13 protein-coding genes are annotated in these 19,567 nt (G+C 36.4%); 5 read left to right on the top strand and 8 right to left on the bottom strand.

The genetic code is table 11. The features are described 5' to 3' along the window. Window positions 1–21: 21 nt before the first annotated feature. The gene (locus tag AMQ68_RS19295; protein ID WP_054512233.1) at window positions 22–507 is read right to left on the bottom strand and encodes an SRPBCC domain-containing protein; all 486 of its coding nucleotides are present in this window, start codon (window positions 505–507) and stop codon (window positions 22–24) included. A 200-nt stretch (window positions 508–707) separates the two neighbouring features. On the opposite strand from AMQ68_RS19295, the gene AMQ68_RS19300 reads away from it, so the two are divergent. The 5 genes from AMQ68_RS19300 (at window position 708) to AMQ68_RS19320 (ending at window position 6,875) form a co-directional block, all read left to right on the top strand. Further along, on the top strand, window positions 708–2,255 hold the full coding sequence (locus AMQ68_RS19300; RefSeq protein WP_054512234.1) for a sensor histidine kinase KdpD: 1,548 nt from the start codon (window positions 708–710) through the stop codon (window positions 2,253–2,255). Between the two features lie 92 nt (window positions 2,256–2,347). Next, window positions 2,348–3,034 (top strand): response regulator transcription factor, encoded by a 687-nt coding sequence (locus AMQ68_RS19305; RefSeq protein ID WP_054512235.1) that lies wholly within the window; start codon window positions 2,348–2,350, stop codon window positions 3,032–3,034. An 81-nt stretch (window positions 3,035–3,115) separates the two neighbouring features. Then, window positions 3,116–3,724: a hypothetical protein gene (locus AMQ68_RS19310; RefSeq protein ID WP_054512236.1), complete on the top strand. Its 609-nt coding sequence runs from the start codon at window positions 3,116–3,118 to the stop codon at window positions 3,722–3,724. 19 nt (window positions 3,725–3,743) lie between these two features. Then, window positions 3,744–4,112 carry a hypothetical protein gene (locus AMQ68_RS19315; RefSeq protein ID WP_054512237.1) on the top strand — a complete coding sequence of 123 codons (369 nt, stop codon included), beginning with the start codon at window positions 3,744–3,746 and terminating at the stop codon, window positions 4,110–4,112. Between the two features lie 66 nt (window positions 4,113–4,178). After that, window positions 4,179–6,875, top strand: a complete 2,697-nt coding sequence (locus AMQ68_RS19320) for a TonB-dependent receptor (RefSeq protein ID WP_054512238.1) — start codon at window positions 4,179–4,181, stop codon at window positions 6,873–6,875. A 94-nt stretch (window positions 6,876–6,969) separates the two neighbouring features. Here AMQ68_RS19320 and AMQ68_RS19325 read toward each other — a convergent pair whose 3' ends face one another. From AMQ68_RS19325 to AMQ68_RS19355, 7 genes are all read right to left on the bottom strand, one after another. Beyond that, complete coding sequence (locus tag AMQ68_RS19325; RefSeq protein WP_054512866.1) at window positions 6,970–9,081, bottom strand: glycoside hydrolase family 97 protein; 2,112 nt, start codon at window positions 9,079–9,081, stop codon at window positions 6,970–6,972. 88 nt (window positions 9,082–9,169) lie between these two features. Further along, on the bottom strand, window positions 9,170–9,667 hold the full coding sequence (locus AMQ68_RS19330) for a phosphoheptose isomerase (RefSeq protein WP_054512239.1): 498 nt from the start codon (window positions 9,665–9,667) through the stop codon (window positions 9,170–9,172). 40 nt (window positions 9,668–9,707) lie between these two features. Continuing rightward, window positions 9,708–11,978, bottom strand: a complete 2,271-nt coding sequence (locus tag AMQ68_RS19335) for a GH92 family glycosyl hydrolase (RefSeq protein ID WP_054512240.1) — start codon at window positions 11,976–11,978, stop codon at window positions 9,708–9,710. 19 nt (window positions 11,979–11,997) lie between these two features. Beyond that, a complete protein-coding gene (locus tag AMQ68_RS19340; RefSeq protein WP_054512241.1) occupies window positions 11,998–12,855 on the bottom strand; it encodes an ROK family protein in 858 nt (285 codons plus the stop codon). Between the two features lie 437 nt (window positions 12,856–13,292). Beyond that, window positions 13,293–15,710, bottom strand: coding sequence for an endo-beta-N-acetylglucosaminidase H (locus AMQ68_RS19345; RefSeq protein ID WP_054512242.1), 2,418 nt, complete (start codon window positions 15,708–15,710; stop codon window positions 13,293–13,295). A gap of 115 nt (window positions 15,711–15,825) precedes the next feature. Continuing rightward, complete coding sequence (locus AMQ68_RS19350) at window positions 15,826–17,253, bottom strand: glycoside hydrolase family 125 protein (RefSeq protein ID WP_054512243.1); 1,428 nt, start codon at window positions 17,251–17,253, stop codon at window positions 15,826–15,828. A gap of 31 nt (window positions 17,254–17,284) precedes the next feature. Then, the gene (locus AMQ68_RS19355; RefSeq protein WP_071254917.1) at window positions 17,285–19,516 is read right to left on the bottom strand and encodes a GH92 family glycosyl hydrolase; all 2,232 of its coding nucleotides are present in this window, start codon (window positions 19,514–19,516) and stop codon (window positions 17,285–17,287) included. Window positions 19,517–19,567 lie beyond the last annotated feature (51 nt).

The following is a 19,567-nucleotide window of genomic DNA, read 5'->3' on the forward strand; positions in this document are numbered from 1 at the left end:
AATTAAGCTCAATGGTTCAAATTATTTTAAAACCTCTGCTAATTGATTCAATCCCATTTTGAAGCCTTCTTCAAAACCCATTTCCAGTTGCTGCTTCATTGCTTCCTCCGACGCAAAATGAATATTGATCGTCACTTTTGCTCCTTCTTCTATTCCAGTAAACCCAATAAGCCATTGTGATCCGGAAACCCTTTCATTAATATCTCCGTCTTCATTACAAAAAGCAGCCACACCGTCAAAACTTCTATGTTCCATAATCTCCCCATATTTTAATTGGGCATAATGTCTTTCATTTTCCGGACCAACCATTGAATACAACCAAACTCCTCCTTCCTTAAAATCCTGCTTTTTAGTTTCACATTTCCATGGTTTGGGAGCCCACCAATAATCCAATAATTCGGATTGTGTAAAATAATCCCACACTTTTGACACATCAGTATGAAAAATTTTCATTACATAAACACTCTTTGAGTCAAAATCTTTGTTAAAAATGATATTAGATTCCATAAGTAATTATTTGTAACAAACTTACTATTTTAATTTATGACAGGGGTTTTCCTATGTTAAGCATTCTTAAATTTATAATAAAATGTTAAAAAACGTAGTTTTAAGAAAAATTATACAATTTTTTGGCTCGTTTTTTGTTTATCAAGTCTTAAAACAATTAATTTTAACATTCACAATTCTAAAAACAATAAAACAGTCTAATGAATAATAAGTTCATCCCAATAATTTCGGTGTTTATGACCATCTCACTGATCGTCTTTGTTACGCTCCAATTTTATTGGCTGAAGAGATATTACAATATTCTGGAACAGGATTTTTCAGGCAAAGTATATACTGCTTTAGAAAGTACTGCGAAAAGCATTACTGAAATAGAGATAGAAAAATATACCAACGAAGACAATAAAAACTTCCGAAAAAATATCATTGCCAGCAACAATCAACCTTCTTTAACGACTATTCAGCAAGTAGAAGATTCCGGAACTCAAAGACAAATCATTTATTCTAAAAATATTATTGAGAAGACGCAGCTTCCCATTTCTCCAAGAGGAGATTCCATAAAATGGACAACCCTTTATAGTGATGGTGCAGCCTATAAAATAAAAAGAGACACTACAAAACCACAACAGCTTACCGCAGAGATCAACAACGATATTGAAAATGGAGATTATACCATAAAAGAATTTGCTAAAATTTATGGAAATAATTTACCCATTACCAAAAGAGTTGACAGTAAAGTTCTTGATTCTATTATCACCAAAGAACTTAAAATAAGGGGAATTTCAGCGAAGTTTGACTATGCCGTTACGGATAAAAATAACAATCTCACAAGCATTGTAAACAAAGATTATAAAGACAAAAAAGATAATACGCCTTACAGCTACCCTCTTTTTACAGACCAAAAAGAACGTACTTTATATACTTTAGCATTAGTCTTTCCTAAAAAAGAATATTCTTTGGCGATGAACAATTGGCCGATGCTTTTAGGAACTTTCCTTTCCTTGTTGACGATTTTAGGAATTTATATCATCTCTATTAATTATATGATGAGGCAGAAAAAATTGGCAGAAGTAAAGACAGACTTCATCAATAATATGTCTCATGAGTTTAAAACGCCTCTCGCAACAATATCCGTCGCAACAGATTCATTAGCAAATGATAAAATTGCCACGAATCCTGATAAGGTTAAATACTATTCAGAATTAATCAAGCAGGAGAATTTAAGGATGAAAAAGCAGGTTGAGAATATTCTTAATATGTCTAAACTAGAGAGAAATGAGGTAGAACTATTCTTAAGAGAAGCTAACGTAAGAGAATTAATCAAGAGAACAACTGAATCATTTAACTTGATTGTTAATCAACGAAATGGTTCGCTTACCCAGGAATTCACTGCCGATAAATATATATTCAAAATAGATGAATTCCACATCTCGAATATGTTGGTTAATTTATTAGATAACGCGAATAAGTATTCTCCTGAGACTCCTGAGATCCATATAAAAACCAGCAATGAAGGCAATCTATATGTGATTGAAATTTCAGACAAAGGAATGGGAATGGAAACCCAAAATAAAACGAAAATTTTCGACAAATTCTTTAGAGAAGAAACAGGAAATATTCATAATGTAAAAGGACAAGGCCTTGGTCTTTCCTACGTAAAAAAGATTGTAGAACTGCATAAAGGAGAAGTAATTGTAGATTCTCAGAAAGATAAAGGAAGTACTTTCACGATAAAACTTCCAATGAGTTAATTTAAAATAAATAGGAACCCAAATAACAATATAATTAAGAAGGTAGAATGAGTGACTTCATGATTACTTTTTAATTTTTAATTTTTAAAACTATGAGCAACAGAATATTATTAGTAGAAGACGATCAGAGTTTCGGAGCAGTATTGAAAGATTATTTAACGATCAATAATTTTGAAGTTACACTGGCAGTAGATGGAGAACAGGGATTGAAAGAATTTACAGAAAACGAATTCGACATCTGTATTTTCGATGTCATGATGCCTAAAAAAGACGGATTCTCATTAGCAGAAGACGTTAAAAAAATCGATAAAAATACCCCTATCATTTTCTTGACTGCAAGAAACATGAGAGAAGATATATTAAAAGGGTACCAATTGGGAGCGGATGACTACATCACAAAACCATTTGATACGGAGTTACTTTTATACAAAATAAAAGCTATTCTTCAGAGAAGCTCTACGTTGGAAAATGAAGAGCAAGAGCAATTCAAGATCAGCAATATTTTCTTTGATTCTATGCTTAGACAATTGAGAGTAGGTGATAAAGAATATAAACTTTCTCCAAAAGAAAATGAATTATTGAAACTTCTTTGTATCCACAGAAACGACTTTATGCCTAGAGATCTAGCATTAAGAAAAATCTGGAAAAAAGAAAACTACTTTACGGCAAGAAGTATGGACGTTTATATCGCGAAGCTTCGTAAATTATTAAAAGAAGACGAAGGTTTGGAAATTATCAACGTTCACGGAGAAGGATTTAGACTTTTAGTTAAAAATTAGTTCTAAAATAAGATTATAAATATAAAATTAGCAAAACAATTAAAAATGTTTTGCTAATTTTGTTTCATACCAATTCTGGATATGAAAAATACACTTTTAGGCTTTATCGCCGTTTCACTAGTAACCGTTTCTTGTAAAAAAGACGAAAAAGCAACGTATATAAAGGAAGAAACCAGCGTTCAATCAAACGCAGTTGTTAATACGCCTCAACCCTCTATTTTAGATCAAGCTGGAATTTCCAGCCCAGCCGCCGCTTCTATTGCAGCACCAGGAATGAATCCTGCGCATGGACAGCCGGGTCACCGATGCGATATTCCTGTTGGACAACCTCTGAATAGTCAAGCTGCTCCCGCTCAAAATGTGGCCGTTAATACCGTTCCTAACGCCGTTCAAGTTGATCCTAATGCATTACCTGCAGGACAAGTTATAGTTCCTGATAAAAATCAGGCTGCAAAAACTGCTCCCGGAATGAATCCTCCGCATGGTCAGCCAGGTCATAGATGTGATATCCCTGTCGGACAGCCTTTAAGCAGCAAACCCTCTCCACAAGCCACTCCAACAAACATTCAACCTACTCCTGCCCCAGCCCCTCAACAAGCTCTTGCAATGGGTGAAAAACCAAAATTAAATCCTGCTCATGGTGAGCCTTTTCATAGTTGTTCATTAAAAGTAGGAGAACCTTTGCCATAATTTTTGTAAATTTGCAATCGTGAAACTAGTTCAGATTTTGACGATCATTTTCTGCTTGGGAATTTTTTTAATTCCCAAGGATAACTTCTATGCTCAGGCTTCACAGGAAACTTGCTGCAAAAAAGAGTCAAAATCAGACGATTGCTGCAAAAACCACCACAGTTCATCAAAAGACCATCACTCTAAAGAAAGTAAATCATCTTGTAATGATGATTGCTGTACGTTGTGCATCTCTTGCGCTCCATTTTTAGAAATTACCCCTTCTAAATCTTTATTGTCTTTAGATCTATCTCATTTTAATCTTACCCAAAATTTACCATTTCAATATTCTGATCCTTATGTTTCAGATGGTTTAAAAGATATTTGGCAACCGCCCAAACTAGGTTAATTACATATCAACCAGTTCATTATTCTATAATGGACCGATTTTTTAATTAATCTAAATTTTAAACAAATGAAATTATATATTTCCAAGATAATTCTTGGTGCATTCTTACTATTTACCCAAATTATTTTTGCTCAAAATCTTTCTAAAAGCCAATTCAAAGTAAAAGGAAACTGCGAAATGTGTAAGGAAAGAATAGAAACAACCGCTAAAAAGGCAGGTGCAAAAGAAGCCCGTTATTCTATTGAATCCCAAACCTTAACCTTAGAAACAGACAGTACTGTTTCAACGGATGAGATCTTGAAGAAAGTAGCCGGAGCAGGACACGACAATGAAAAATTCAAAGCATCGAATGAGACGTATGAAAGTCTTCCGGGATGTTGTCATTATGACAGAAACCTTCAACCAACTGCCGTAGAAGCGCACGATCATCAGCATAAAAAAGAAAATGAATTTTATGTAAAAGGAAACTGTGCGTCTTGTAAAGCAAGAATCGAAAAAGCAGCAAAAGAGGCGGGTGCCAATTCCGCAGACTGGAATGCAGAAAAGCAAACCGTTACCTTAGATTTTGATTCATCAAAAACCTCAGCAGATAAAATTTTAAAGAAAATTGCAGATGTGGGTCATGATAATGAAAAATATAAATCATCAGATGCCACCTATAAAAATCTTCCCGGATGTTGTTTGTACGACAGAGAAATCGCCTTAGGAGAAAAGAATCCTAATGTACATTATGAAGAAGGTACAACGTCTGACCATTCAGAACACAAGGATGCAAACGCTTCAAACGAAAGCCATGAAGGTCATGACAATCGTGAAAAAAGCATTGAAGGCGTTGTTCTGACAGGAGGGAAAACAGCAACTTCTTTAAGCAAGAAAGAAGCAGGATTGGTTTTTAATATCGATAAAAAAGAATTATTAAAAGCAGCTTGTTGTAATTTGTCTGAAAGTTTTGAAACCAATGCAACGGTTGATGTTTCTTTCAGCAATGCGGTTACGGGAACAAAACAATTGAAAATGTTAGGCTTAGACCAAAAATACACAAGTTTAACTAAAGAATTATTACCTGAAATCAGAGGATTAGCCTCTGCCTATGGATTAAGCTTTATTCCCGGAAGATGGATCGAAAGCATCCAATTAACCAAAGGAGGAAGCACCGTTACCAACGGATATGAAAGTATCACAGGACAAATTAATACAGAGCTTTTAAAAAACGCTAAAGAACCTGAAACTTCATTAAATCTTTTTTCTGATTTTAATGGAAGAGCCGAAGCCAATATTACCAACGTTTCCAAGATTAATGAAAAATGGTCTCAAACGTTTTTGCTTCATGGAAACGGAACTTTCGGTAATACCGATATGAATAAAGACGGTTTTCTTGACCGTCCAAAAGGAACGCAGATCAACACGGCTTATTTGCTGAACTATAACGATTTAGAAAAGTCAGGTTTCGGTTCACATTTTGGAATTAACTTCATCAAAGACGAAAGAACGGCAGGACAAACAGATTTCAACAAACAACTGCCTCAGGATAAGCAAACCGCTTACGGGGTTGGAATTGACATCTCAAGATTTCAGGTTTGGAACAAAACAGGATATGTTTTTAAAGGTAAACCTTACCAAAGTTTAGGCTGGATGAACCAATATGTTTATCATCAGCAGGACAGCTTTTTCGGTCTTAGAAATTATTCAGGAAAGCAGCAGACGTATTACTCAAATTTAATTTTTGAAAGTATTTTAGGAAATACCAATCACAAATATAAAGCGGGTGCAAGTTTTATGTATGATGGTTATGATGAAACATATTTGACAGATAATTTCAAAAGAAACGAAATTGTTCCGGGAATTTTTGCTGAATATACGTTGACCGGATTAAAATATACTTTAGTCGCTGGAGCCAGAGCAGATTTCCACAATTTGGCAGGAACTCAGTTTACGCCGAGATTGAATTTTAAATATGATTTCACTCCACAGACTATTTTGAGACTTTCTGCAGGAAGAGGTTTTAGAACCGCCAATGTTTTTGCTGAAAATCAACAATATTTTGCTTCTAACAGAAATATTCAGATCTTACAAAATAATGGAAGTATCTATGGTTTAAAGCCTGAAATTGCTTGGAATTACGGAATCAGTTTACAACAGGAATTCAAGATCTTTGGAAGAAAATCTTCGATTATTGCAGATTTCTTTAGAACAGATTTCCAGAATCAAGTTTTGGTAGATCTAGACCGTTCTCCTCAACAATTGACTTTCTATAACCTAGAAGGTAAATCTTTTGCGAACTCCTTTCAAACGCAATGGGATTTTACGCCTTTCAAAAACTTTGATGTAAGATTAGCATATAAATATTATGATGTTCAGGCTGATTATCTGGATGGAAGAAGAGAAATTCCTTTCATGGCCAAGCACAGAGGTTTTGTAAACCTTGCCTATTCAACCAACAAAAATGATAAAGGTGCATTCTGGAGTTTTGATACAACCTTAAACTGGGTTGGAAAGCAAAGACTTCCTAACACATCAAGCAATCCTGAAGAATTTCAATTGCCCACTTATTCAGAATCTTATGCGGTGCTGAATGCTCAGGTTTCAAGAAATTTCAATAAAAAGATCAGAGCGTATGTTGGCGGTGAGAATTTAACGTCTTATTACCAGAAAAATGCGATTGTAGATTTTAGAAATCCTTTCGGTAATTACTTTGATGGCGGAATGGTGTATGCCCCAATTATGAAAGCTAATTTCTATGTTGGATTAGATGTAACTTTCTAGAAATAAATATTTTAATATAAAAACCAGCTCCAAAAATTGGAGCTGGTTTTATTTTTATGGCATTGTTTAGTCCTGAAATAATAATCCCTTTTTATTATTTCAAAGCTTTAATACTTATAGCAAAACCTCCTCCGGGAGCTACTTTAATTTTTAATGTTTGGTTCGATTTCACCTGTTGCTTAGAGATCTCATAGCTCTTAGGATTATGATTCCAGCTTGCCTGTTTTCCATCTTTATATAGGGTTGCTTCAAATTTTTCTCCTTTAGGCAAAAACGATAAATCTACGATTGCTTCTCTTGGGTTCTCATCTGTAATACTTCCCACAAACCATTCTTTCTTATTTTTTGCTTTTCTTGCAATGGTAACATAGTCTCCAGGCTCTGCTTCAAGAATATAGGAAGAATCCCAATCTACAGCCACATCCTTAATAAACTGAAAAGCATCAGGATATTTTTTATAGTTTTCAATTAAATCTGCTGCCATCTGAAGAGGGCTATACATCGTGATGTAAAGAGCCAATTGTTTGGTAAGCGTTGTACTTAACTGCGCTTTATTATTGCCGTAAACGGATAAATCTCCTTCAAATATTCCCGGTGTATAATCCATAGGACCTCCTATCAGTCGGGTAAACGGTAAAATGGTTGTATGATCGGGCTTGTTTCCACTAAAAGATTCAAACTCAGTTCCTCTTGCAGATTCCTGAGCAATCCAGTTGGGGAAAGTTCTATATAAGCCCGTTGGGCGCACGGCTTCGTGTGAATTGACCATGATATGATATCGGGCAGCTGTTTCCACAACATATTGATAATGATTCACCATCCATTGCCCGTCATGATATTCACTTCGGGGAATAATAGGTCCTACATATCCCGTTTTCACCGCATCATAACCATTGTCTTTCATAAACTTAAAACCATCATTAAGCTGTCTTTCATAGTCTACAACAGAAGATGTGGTTTCGTGATGCATGATGATTTTTACGTTTTTACTTTTTGCATATGCCTGAAGCTCCTTTACATCGAAATCCGGATATGCTTTCGTAAAGCTATAAATATGTTCTTTCCTGTACGCTTGGTTATCTTCCCAGCCTTCATTCCAGCCTTCTACCAATACAGCATCAAATCCGTTTTCTGCCGCGAAATCTATATATTCTTTTACATGTTTGGTATTGGCTCCATGAGTGCCATTGGGTGGTAAAGTCGTGTAGTCCGTTTTTCCTATTCTAATATCCTGATTATTTGAGTACGCCCAAGTAGACCCTCCTCCTGTAAAATATTCCCACCAAACGCCAATATATTTAATCGGTTTTATCCAGGATGTATCTTCAATTTTGCTTGGCTCATTAAGGTTAACCACAAGATTAGAAGACAAAATTTTTCTAGCATCATCACTGATAATCATGGTGCGCCAAGGACTCACGGATCCTGTTTGAATAAAGCCTCGATCTCCGTTTTTATCCGGTGTAAGATTAGATGACAAAATAAAATTTTTCTCATCAAGAGTAAGGCTCATGGCGGGAAAATTAACCAAAGCTGCCTCATGAATATTGATATAAAGACCGTCCTGAGATTTCAACATCAATGGGGTCTGTACCGCAAGGCTTTTACTTGGCGCTTTTGCGGCTAAAGATTCTTTTCTAGCATGATCAATAAGTTTCGAAACTTCAGATAATTGAGAGGTCGACACCGGAAATTCATTGGTGTCATAATCCGCAGGAATCCAAAAAGCTTTATAGTCTTTCCCTAGATTAAAACTCGTTGTTTCATTGTTAATCGTAAAATGTCTTAATTCAGATTGGATGGGAAATTCATATCGAAAGCCCAATCCATCATCAAAAAGTCTAAATCTGACATCCAGCTTCCAGCCTGTTTTCTGTTGAACTAAATGCACCAACATTTCGTTGTAGTGATTATTTACTTCTTTGTTGGGTCCCCAAACCGGGGTCCAATTTTTATTAAAAGAAGCATAATCAATATTTTCTACCTTAAATTCAGAATCATAAGAGTAGGAAGGCTTTATCGTAAATCCTAACTTACTGTTTTTTATTACACTTTTATCTTTATAGCCTAAAGAATAATAGGGACTTCCCCCTTCTTCAATGGTAAAATTTAATTTTAATTGACCATTGGGTGATGAAAACGTTTGTGCCTGAGTATTTACCACAAACAGAATCCCTATCCAAAAGCATAAAATATATTTTTTCATACGGTTTAATCTTAAAAAAAGCCTCTGCTCGCCACGCTCTACAATAGAGAAATGATGAACAGAGGCTGATGTATATTTTAGTTTAGAATTACCTTCCAAAATCATCCTGCACTCTCACGATATCGTCTTCGTCAGAAGGGCTAGAAGCATCAGTATGCTGCCAGATCTCGGCAACTACACCCCAACCCTGTAAACCAATTAGTCTGTGTCTCTCTCCTTGCTGAAGCTTGATTTGATCTTTTGGACCGAATTCTTTCAACTCGCCTTCTTCATCGGTATTGCTTCTTTTAATTCCAACCGTCCCTTCTACTACCTGCCAGATTTCTGCTCTACGGTGGTGATACTGCCAGCTTAGTCTTGCATCCGGAGCTACCAATAAGATTTTCGGGCTTAGCTTTCCTCCAATTTTTAAACTTTCTACATCAATTCCATCAAAATATTGGTTCGCAAAATCCTGTGCCTGGTTTTCATCAATCACAAAAAAGCCACCCCAAGGTCTTGTATCATCCTTTGCGGCAATGTTAAAACCCTGTGTTCCCAACATTTCTTCTACTCTATCAAATATTTCTTTCTTTTCTGCACTCATTACAGTTGTATTTATAGGTTAAAAAATTATTATTAAATGATTATTCTTTTGACATTGAATACGGAAAATCCTTTTCCTGTGCACCTCTTTCTTTGTTTGGCTTACTATCCATTTGGAAGTCCAGAACAGCTCCTGTCATCAATTCTTTATGACTCAGCCAGTTTTTAGAATAAGGTTTCTGATTTATATTCAATGATTTTACATATAGATTTTCAGCACTATTTTGTGGCGCCTTTATTTCTATTTTCTTTCCGTTTTCAAGATGAATCGTAGCCTCTTTAAATAAGGGTGCCCCTAAAACATACTGATCTGTGGCCGGAGTTACCGGATAGAAACCTAACGCAGAGAAAACATACCATGCAGAAGTCTGCCCGTTATCTTCATCTCCACAATAGCCGTCTGGTGTTGGCTGATATAGTTTATTCATCACCTCTCTTGCCCAATATTGAGTTTTATAAGGCGATCCTGAATAATTATATAAATAAATCATATGCTGAATGGGCTGGTTTCCGTGGGCATATTGTCCCATATTCATGATCTGCATTTCACGGATCTCATGAATTACGCCTCCATAATAACTGTCATCAAAAACCGGTGGAAGAGAAAAAACCTCATCCAGCTTTGCTTCAAATTTCTTTTTGCCTCCCATTAATTTCGCAAGACCATCAATATCCTGAAAAACAGACCAGGTATAATGCCAGCTATTTCCTTCTGTGAAAGCATCTCCCCATTTAAAAGGATTAAAAGGTTTCTGGAATTTACCATCCTGATTTTTACCACGCATTAACCCAGTTTCCGGATCATACATGTTTTTATAATTATAGGCTCTTTTTTTATAAATATCAATTTCTGAAGCAGGTTTCCCTAACGCTTTTCCTAACTGATAAATAGCGAAATCATCGTAAGCATATTCCAACGTTCGGGCTGCATTTTCGTTAATTTTCACATCATAAGGCACATATCCTAAACGATTGTAATATTCCACTCCTCTACGTCCTACAGCATCCATAGGGCCTTCATTATTGGCACCATGTTTTACCGCCTGCCAAAGTGTTTCTGTATCATACCCACGAAGTCCTTTGATGTAAGCATCTGCCACTACGGAAGCCGAGTTGTTTCCAATCATAATATTGGAATATCCGGGACTGCTCCATTCTGGTAAGAAACCTCCTTCCTTATAAGCGTTGGCCAAACCTTCCTGCATTTCAACATTAATGCCTGGATACACTAAATTCAGGAAAGGATATAATGCACGGAAAGTATCCCAAAAACCTGTTCCTGCAAACATTCTACCCTCTTCTATTTTCCCGTTATAAGGACTCCAGTGTTTTATTTTATTCTGCGCATCAACTTCATATAGTTTTTGTGGAAAAAATAAGGTTCTGTATAAAGAGGAATAAAAGGTTCTCATCTGTTGATCTGTTCCTCCCTTTACCTCGATCTTATTTAAGGTTTTATTCCAGATATCTTTAGCATCTGTTTTTACCTGATCGAAACTTTTGTTTCCAATTTCTCTCTTCAAATTTATTTCTGCCTGCTCAAAACTGATGAATGAAGATGCTACTTTTGCATACACCGATTCTTTGTTTTTCAATTTAAAACCAACGACTGCTCCTGCATGATTACTGGTAACTTCAAGCTGATTGTTGATGAACTTATCATCCTTCCAAGCGGTGGTTACGTCAAAATCTTTATCAAACTGGATAATGAAATAGTTTTTAAAATTCTCATATTTTCCTGAGGCATACTTGGTGGTATATCCTATGATCTTCTTTTCTTTTGGAAAAATCTTGATATAAGAACCTTTATCCAGCGCATCAATCACGACATACGCGCTATCTGTTTTAGGAAAATCAAATTTAAAAAAAGAAGCTCTTTCTGTAGGCGTAAATTCAGTGGTTACGTTAATATCAGCTAAATACACACTATAGAAATAAGGAGTTGCCTTTTCTGCTTTATGGCTGAACCAACTTGCTCTGTCGTCTTCTTTAAATTTCAATTTACCAACGCCCGGCATGATCGCAAAAGCGCCGTAATCATTCATCCAGGGAGATGGCTGATGCGTTTGTTTAAAACCTCTTATCTTGTCGGCATCATAGCTATAGGCCCATCCGTCGCCCATTTTACCCGTTTGGGGCGTCCAAATATTCATTCCCCACGGAAGTCCTATTGCCGGATAGGTATTTCCATTCGACAAAGAGGGTTTGGATTGCGTTCCCATAAGCGGATTTACATAATCTACCGGGGATGAGCTCTGACTAAAAATCAAAGTACTCAGTAAAAGAAAATAAGTAGAAAATAAAGACTTCATTATCATTTTATTAATTTATTCAGGCTTTTTTCAAAGCATAGCTTGCAGCTCCTAAAATGGCTGCATCTTCAAAAATAGCGGAAATTTTTATGGGTAGGTTAAGATTATTCTTTTTTAAATTAGAAATAAATCTTTTTTCAAAATAAGGAAAAGCTTTTGCAATATTTCCTCCTATAACTAAAACTTCAGGCTCATAACTTCTTACATATCTGATCATAAACTCTGCAAAAGAATCTGCATATTCATCAAATATTTTGGTTCGTATTTCTTCAGGCTTATCCAGTAATTCTTTGGTTCCGGAAATGGTTTCTCCTGTTAATTCTGCATACCGGTTGACAAACCATCTTGTTGCCAGATAGTCTTCACAAATAGAATCCTTGAGAGGTGAATCCCACAGATCTTCATCCGTGGCAGTTTCGTTGTTATAAAAAGTGGTTCCAAGACCTGTTCCCAACGTTACTCCAAAAACTTTTTTATACCCTTGCGCGCAGCCTGCGAAAACTTCTCCTTCCATAAATGCAGCGGCATCATTTAAAAAATGAATCTGATCAGAAGAAATTGAAAGTCTCTTTGCCAGTTCTTCTTTGATATTTACCTGATAAATATCCATAAATTTTCCTTGCTGCATGGAAGAAACCCCATTTTCATAATCGAAAGGTCCGGGCATTGCGATCCCTATTAAAAGATGTTCTCTACTCAGATCATGAGCCACTTTTTCAATGGCAGACGTCCATGAAGAAAAAATAATTTCACGAGGCTCAAAAGAATCAACATGTTCTCTCCCATAAGTAGAGGGCAGTATTTCACGTTTCTGCGGATCAACCTGAGCCAACGTAATATGAGATCCTCCAATATCTATTCCTACTATATTCTGCATTATTTCGTTCTTTATTATGAACTTGTTTAAACCTTTTATTTTAACCGCAAAAGAGACAAAAGATTAACACTTCAGTATTTTTAAGTTAATTATTAAACCGCTAATAAGAGCACATAAGTTTTCAAAATAGCTAAACTTTAAACGATTCAATAATAGCTTTTGTACCTTTTGTGGTTTAATTTTTAAATGAGTTTGAACAGGCTTTATATTTATATATCCTCAAAACAGACAAACAAAAAGCAAAAATAAATAACACGGAATGATAATCATCCTTTTTGGAATTCATTTTTGCTTTTTTGTCTCTCTATTTTACTATTTAATTTGTTTTACTTTTTTAAATGTCTGGTTTACTAGTATTTTTTAAACGCAAAGACCACAAAGTTTTTCAATGAGATCAAATTGTGGATAATCATTTACCTTTTTAGTTGAACCCTCATTTATTCTACGATTATTTTACCGGATGATACAATCTGGCTATTTTTTGATGTTACTTTATAAAGATAAGTCCCCGTTGGTATATTTTGAGTATTCATGATAACATCATTTTTATTTACACTTTCTTTTCTAATCAGCTTTCCTGACACATCATACAAAGCAATTTCTTCCGCAGTATTAGTATTGATTCTGAAGTGAATATCATTCCCTCTTTTAACCGGATTTGGATATACATTGTTCTCTTTACCTAACTCACCATCCTTAATATCCTGTGTAGATAATGAAGCCGTACAAGGAACGTCCGTTTTCCAATTGGTATCTGACATGTTGATCAAGCTCGCAAAATGAGTATTTGAAGTAGCATCCAACGCTCCGTTTCCACTGCCTTCATCCATTTTCCAGTTGGCTTCAAGACCGGTTGAGCTTGCTCCAACGTTACATTTATTATCTAAAATCTCCTGAGGGGTTAATGCTTTTTTCCATACTCTGAATTCATCCAGAGATCCATTTAAAGCTCGTGAATTATCATAATTTCTAGCGATATAAAGAATACCATTTGCTGTAAAATTACCCGAACTAGAAGCACTTGCATCCAAAGCGCCATTGATATAAAGCTTCATTGATGCACCGTCATAAGTTGCTGCAATGTGGTACCATGTATTGGTATTAAGGCCTGTATTACTGTTAAGCTTTACCTGAGATGAGCCAAAACTTAATATAAACTGTAATTTGTTATTAGCCAAGTTACCATCCCCAAATCGTAGCATTGCCGAATTACTATCTCCTACTTCAATTCCTAGAACTGATGAAATATAAGGAAAACTCGGTTTAAATGCATTTACTTTAACCCATCCTTCAAAGGTTAATGCATTTCCACTCAGGTTAAATTGTCCTGCATTAAGATATTGGGTACTTCCATTAAAAGAAAGCGCTCTTGGGCCAGGGCTTACAACAGGTGCAAAACCACTGTTAAATGCGGTATCAGCTGAATAAACGCTGGTATTTGTACCTCCGCAAGATGATTGTACTTTCCATACATAGTTGGTATTACCCGTCAGGTTCTGAAGGCTATACGTATTGGTTGAGATATTTGGAATCACATTCCATGTAGTTGCTGCTGCCGTTTTATATTGTAAGGTATAAGTAGAAGCAGTTCCCACAGCATCCCATGACAATTGCGTAGTTGTACCAAGGTTATTTGATGCCACCAAACCAGTTGGAGTAGCGCATCCGTTTCCAGAATTAAACCTCGGTGCAAAAAGGTAAGTACTCGTTAATGTTGAAGAACAGTTAGATTGTATTCTCCAGTCATAATCTGTATTCTGGGTAAGGCTATTGATCACGACATTGCTTCCTGAATAGTTGGTTGCCACATTCGTCCATGTCGTTGAATTGGCTGCTTTATAATCGATATTATAGGTTTGAGAACCATTGGCAGTCCAATTTAACTTAGCGGTAGTTCCGCTAGCATTCGTCATTTCCAACCCAAGTGGCGGATCACAGGCTTGCCCTTGTGACCACGAATAAAGAGCTCCACTGCGTTGTGTATTTTCACTGTAAAGAATATTTGATCCTGTACTCAGATAGCTTGCAACATCGGTTCCACCCAGATCGTACCACATGAATACTCCATACCCGTCGTTTTTTGTATTGGTTGCCAGACTTGTTAATGTAGCCACAGAAGTAGACTGTGGATTCGTGTTTTGAATCCACGTTGCAGCCGCTGATAGCTTACTATTATCAAGAGGTGATACACTAGGAGCACTGTAAGTACCATAATATGGGTTCCAGCTATAATCTATATAATTTCCGGCTTTATCTCCGTTATAATTTTGTCTTGTGGTGGCAGGCCCCAGATAATAAAATGTGATTAACTTATCGGGCATTGCACTTTTAAGTTCCTGCAAAAGCATAACAAAAGAACTGCTATTCGCAGGACCTGTTCCGTTATTTCCATAGCCTGCATATTCGTCATCCAGATCTACCCCATCCAAACCGTAAGTATAAACAGTATTGGCAATCTGTAATGCAAAATCTTTGGCTGCTTCACGGTTCGGGAAGTTCGAAATACCAGCTCCCTGATGATTTCCTAATAGATCCAACAATACCTTGATTCCCTTTTGCTGCAAAGGTCTTACATAGGTATTTACATCATTCAATACTTTGGTAACATTGTTATTGTTTGAGATATACGCTCTGTTCTTGGAAACATCATAATTAATATTAGCCGCAAAAATAATGGCCACATCAAAAAGCTGTTTCCCGCTGTTCTGCAAAGTATAAGACCCTGCATTCAACATATTATTGTTATTCACTTCTACATAGCATATTCCTACCGGATTAAGTTGCTGTGCACTAAGCTTTAAAGTACCCTGAAGGGCAAGGGCAAGTAGGGTAATAAAAACGGATTTTTTTCTCATAATATAATTTGTTTTATTGTTTCTTGGTGTTAAAATTGTACAAATCTCTATCAGGACATTATTCTTTTACAGAAAAACATCTAAGGGAAAAATAGAAGAATGTACTCTTAAATGGCTATGCCAATAACTCCGGATGTTCGTTAAAAGTTTTCCATAATAACTCTCCAAATAAGGTATTCGACCATGCAAACCATTCTCTGGTGAATTTTTTATCATCATCCTTATTGAAAGATTCATGCATAAAACCTGTTCCTCCGTGAGTTTTCTGTAATGTGTTGATACACCATTTAATCTCACTTTGATCTTTGGAAGTCAACGCTTTCATAATGATACTCATTGGCCAGATCATATCAAGACCAATGTGTGGACCTCCAATCCCTTCTGCCAATTTACCTTTGAAAAAGAATGGGTTGTTTTCTGACCAGACAAATTTTCTGGTATTAACATACACAGGATCATCAGATTTCACAGCTCCCAAATAAGGCAATCCTAGCAAGCTTGGACAGTTGGCATCATCCATCAGGTTATAACTTCCAAAGCCATTGACTTCAAAAGCATATATTTTTCCGTATTGAGGGTGATCGTAAATTCCATATTTCTTAATCGCGCCCTCTACCTCATCTGCAAGGCTGTTAAGCTGCTGAGCCAATGCTTTTTCATTTTTGATTTGTGAAACCATTTCTGCAGCCTGACGTAAACTTATCACTACAAATAGATTAGACGGAATCAGGAATCCATAAATAGTAGCATCATCACTTGGACGGAACATAGAACTGATTAATCCAACCGGTTTTGTAGGATAGCCATATCCTCCCATCGGAACACCATCTGTAGCCCAAGCTGTTGTACGCTCGAATTTATAAGGTCCTAAATCTTTTTTCCTCTGCTGCTCGGTAAACGTCTGTAAAGTAAGTTTAATCCCCTGTAACCAATTGGCATCGAAAGGCTTTGTATCTCCTGTTGTTTTCCAGAAATGATATGCTAAACGAATAGGATAACACAATGAATCGATCTCCCATTTTCTCTCATGGATTCCAGGCTTCATATCGGTGTGATCATATTCTTTCCACTTGCTTATTTTCTGGTCATCATTGTAGAAAGCATTGGCATACGGATCTTTCAGAATAAACGTGGTCTGCTTGTGGATTACTCCAGAGATCAGTTTATGTAGTTTCTCATCTTTCTTTGAGAACTGCAGATAAGGGAAAACCTGTGCAGAACTGTCTCTAAGCCACATGGCATCAATATCACCAGTAATCACGTACGTATCCGGATTACCGTTATTTTCACTATAAAAAACAGTTGTATCTAATGTATTTGGAAAACAGTTTTCAAAAAGCCAAGCTAATTCTTTATTTTTAACTTTACTTTTAAAAGCTGAAATTGCACCTTCTACTGATTCGCTGGTAAAATGTCTTTTATCCTTAGCCACTCGAACAATCGGGAAGCCATCCAGAACCAGATTTTTTGCAAAAATATTTTGAGTAAACAGCAATCCGGCTCCTGCCAGTGCACTTGTTTTAATAAAATTTCTCCTTTCCATTGATACGTTATTTCGTTATTTTTTATTAATCTTATTTTACAGGTTTATTTCCCATCACAAATCTCAGTTCCCCTCCGTTCATGATGTCACTGTGATTAAGTTCCCAGCTTTTATACTCTTTACCATTAAGGAACATTTTCTGAACATAGATATTTTTATCAGAAATTTTATCTGCAATGACAGTGAAAGTTTTTCCATTTTCTAATTTAAGAGAAGCTTTCGGAAACTGAGGCGCTCCGATTGCATACACAGGCTTACCAGGTGTCACCGGATAGAATCCTAATGAAGAGAAAATATACCATGCCGACATTTGTCCGCAATCTTCATTGTTTACGATTCCGTCAGGCTTTGCAGCATACATATTATCACGGATGAATTTGATCATTTTCTGTGTCTTGTAAGGACTTCCCACATAGTTGTAAAGATAAGGAACGTGGTGTCCCGGCTCATCTCCAAATCCTAAAGAACCAATGAATCCTGAAATATCTACGTGCTGTTCTCCCTCCATTTTAAGGGCTTCGGTAAAGGTTTTATCTAATTTGTTTTCGAAACCTTTTTTTCCTCCGTATAAGTCCATCATTTCATCAATCTTATGAGGAACAAAGAAATCATACGCCCAGATATTTCCAGAAACCCAGTGTGGCTGAAGTTTTTTCCAGTCGTTCAATACAAAATCTGGTAAGAATTTACCGTTTTTCTGTTTTGGCCAGAAATGATTATTTTCTTTATTAAAAGTATTTAAAAAGCTCATAGAACGCTTTCTGTACACTTCTGCTTCGTCTTTTTTGCCCAGCTTTTCTGCAAGTTGCTGGATACACCAGTCATCATAAGCATATTCCAACGTGGCAGAAACAGAAGCTCCGTTTTCTGAAGGGGTATAGCCTAATTTAATATAGTCATTAAGACCTCCGCCTCCATCACTGCTGCTCATTTTATCGGTTAAAGAAGCATCTTTCATGGCTGCAAACGCTTTTTCTTCATCAATACCCGGTACTCCTTTAGAAATAGCATCCCAGATTACCGATACACTATGATAGCCAAGCATACAGAAATTATCGTATCCACAAAGTTCCCAAATCGGCATATGATCTTTACGGTCTGTATATCGGCTGATTAAAGAGTTTGCAAATTCTTTCGTATGTTTTTGATCCATAATGGTCAACAAAGGATGGGTAGCTCTAAAACCATCCCAATAAGAATAGGTACTGTAGTTGGTAAACCACTTGGTATTCATATTTTCCTGTGCTGCCACATAGTCTCCGTTGGCATCCATATAAAGATTAGGAGCAATAAATGTATGATAAACCCCTGTATAGAAGATTTTTCTCTGGTCATTTGTTCCACCTGTTACTTCAAATCTACCGATCAGATCTCTCCATGTTTTCTGTGCCGTTTCTTTCGCTTGAGCAAAGTCTACATTTTTGGCTTCGGTATCAAAATTTTCCTGTGCATTTTCTGTACTTACCGGAGATAAAGAGACTTTCACCTCAATACTTTCATTGTCTTCCGTAGAGAATTTCACATACGCTTTAGCATCTTTAGCCAAAGCCATTTTTTCATTGCTTTTTATTTTTCCTTCCGCATATACTCCATAAGATTTAAACGGTTTGGAAAACTCCATCACAAAATAAGCAAATCGCTTTCCTCCCCAGCCATTGCTGTAGCAATATCCTTTAATTTTATTATTTCCTTCTATACTTACCAGCGTATGATAAATATTTCCAAAGATTTTATTGGTAGGATCTATAATGATATTAGATTCATCACTTTTTGGGAAGGTATATTTATGAAAACCTACCCTTGGAGAAGTTGTTAATTCTGCTTTAATTCCATAACTGTCCAGCATAACAGAGTAATACCCCGGCGATGCAGTCTCTCTTTCGTGGCTGAATTTTGAGCGATAGCCTGTTTCAGGATTCTCTTCTGTACCCGGCGTCATCTTTAAGGCACCCACCGTTGGCATGACCAGAATATCTCCAAGATCTGCCCAACCTGTCCCACTAAGGTGGTTATGACTGAATCCCATAATCGTCTTACTGCTGTAATGGTATCCTGAACACCAGTCCCAATCTCCACTTTTTGTATTCTGATCCGGACTTAGCTGGATCATTCCAAATGGCGTTGTAGCTCCTGGAAAAGTATGACCATGGCCACCTGTTCCGATGAACGGATCTACCCAAGAAAGAACATCATTCTTCTGTTGTTGAGCATGCCCCGTAGAGAGCAGAGCGGTAAAAAAATAGATAAGCAATTCTTTCTTCATGATAGGTATATCGGGCTTTTTAATATAAAAATTTGTCTAAAAATATGAAAA

It is taken from the genome of Chryseobacterium sp. ERMR1:04 (assembly GCF_001297705.1).
Classification (GTDB): Bacteria; Bacteroidota; Bacteroidia; order Flavobacteriales; family Weeksellaceae; genus Chryseobacterium.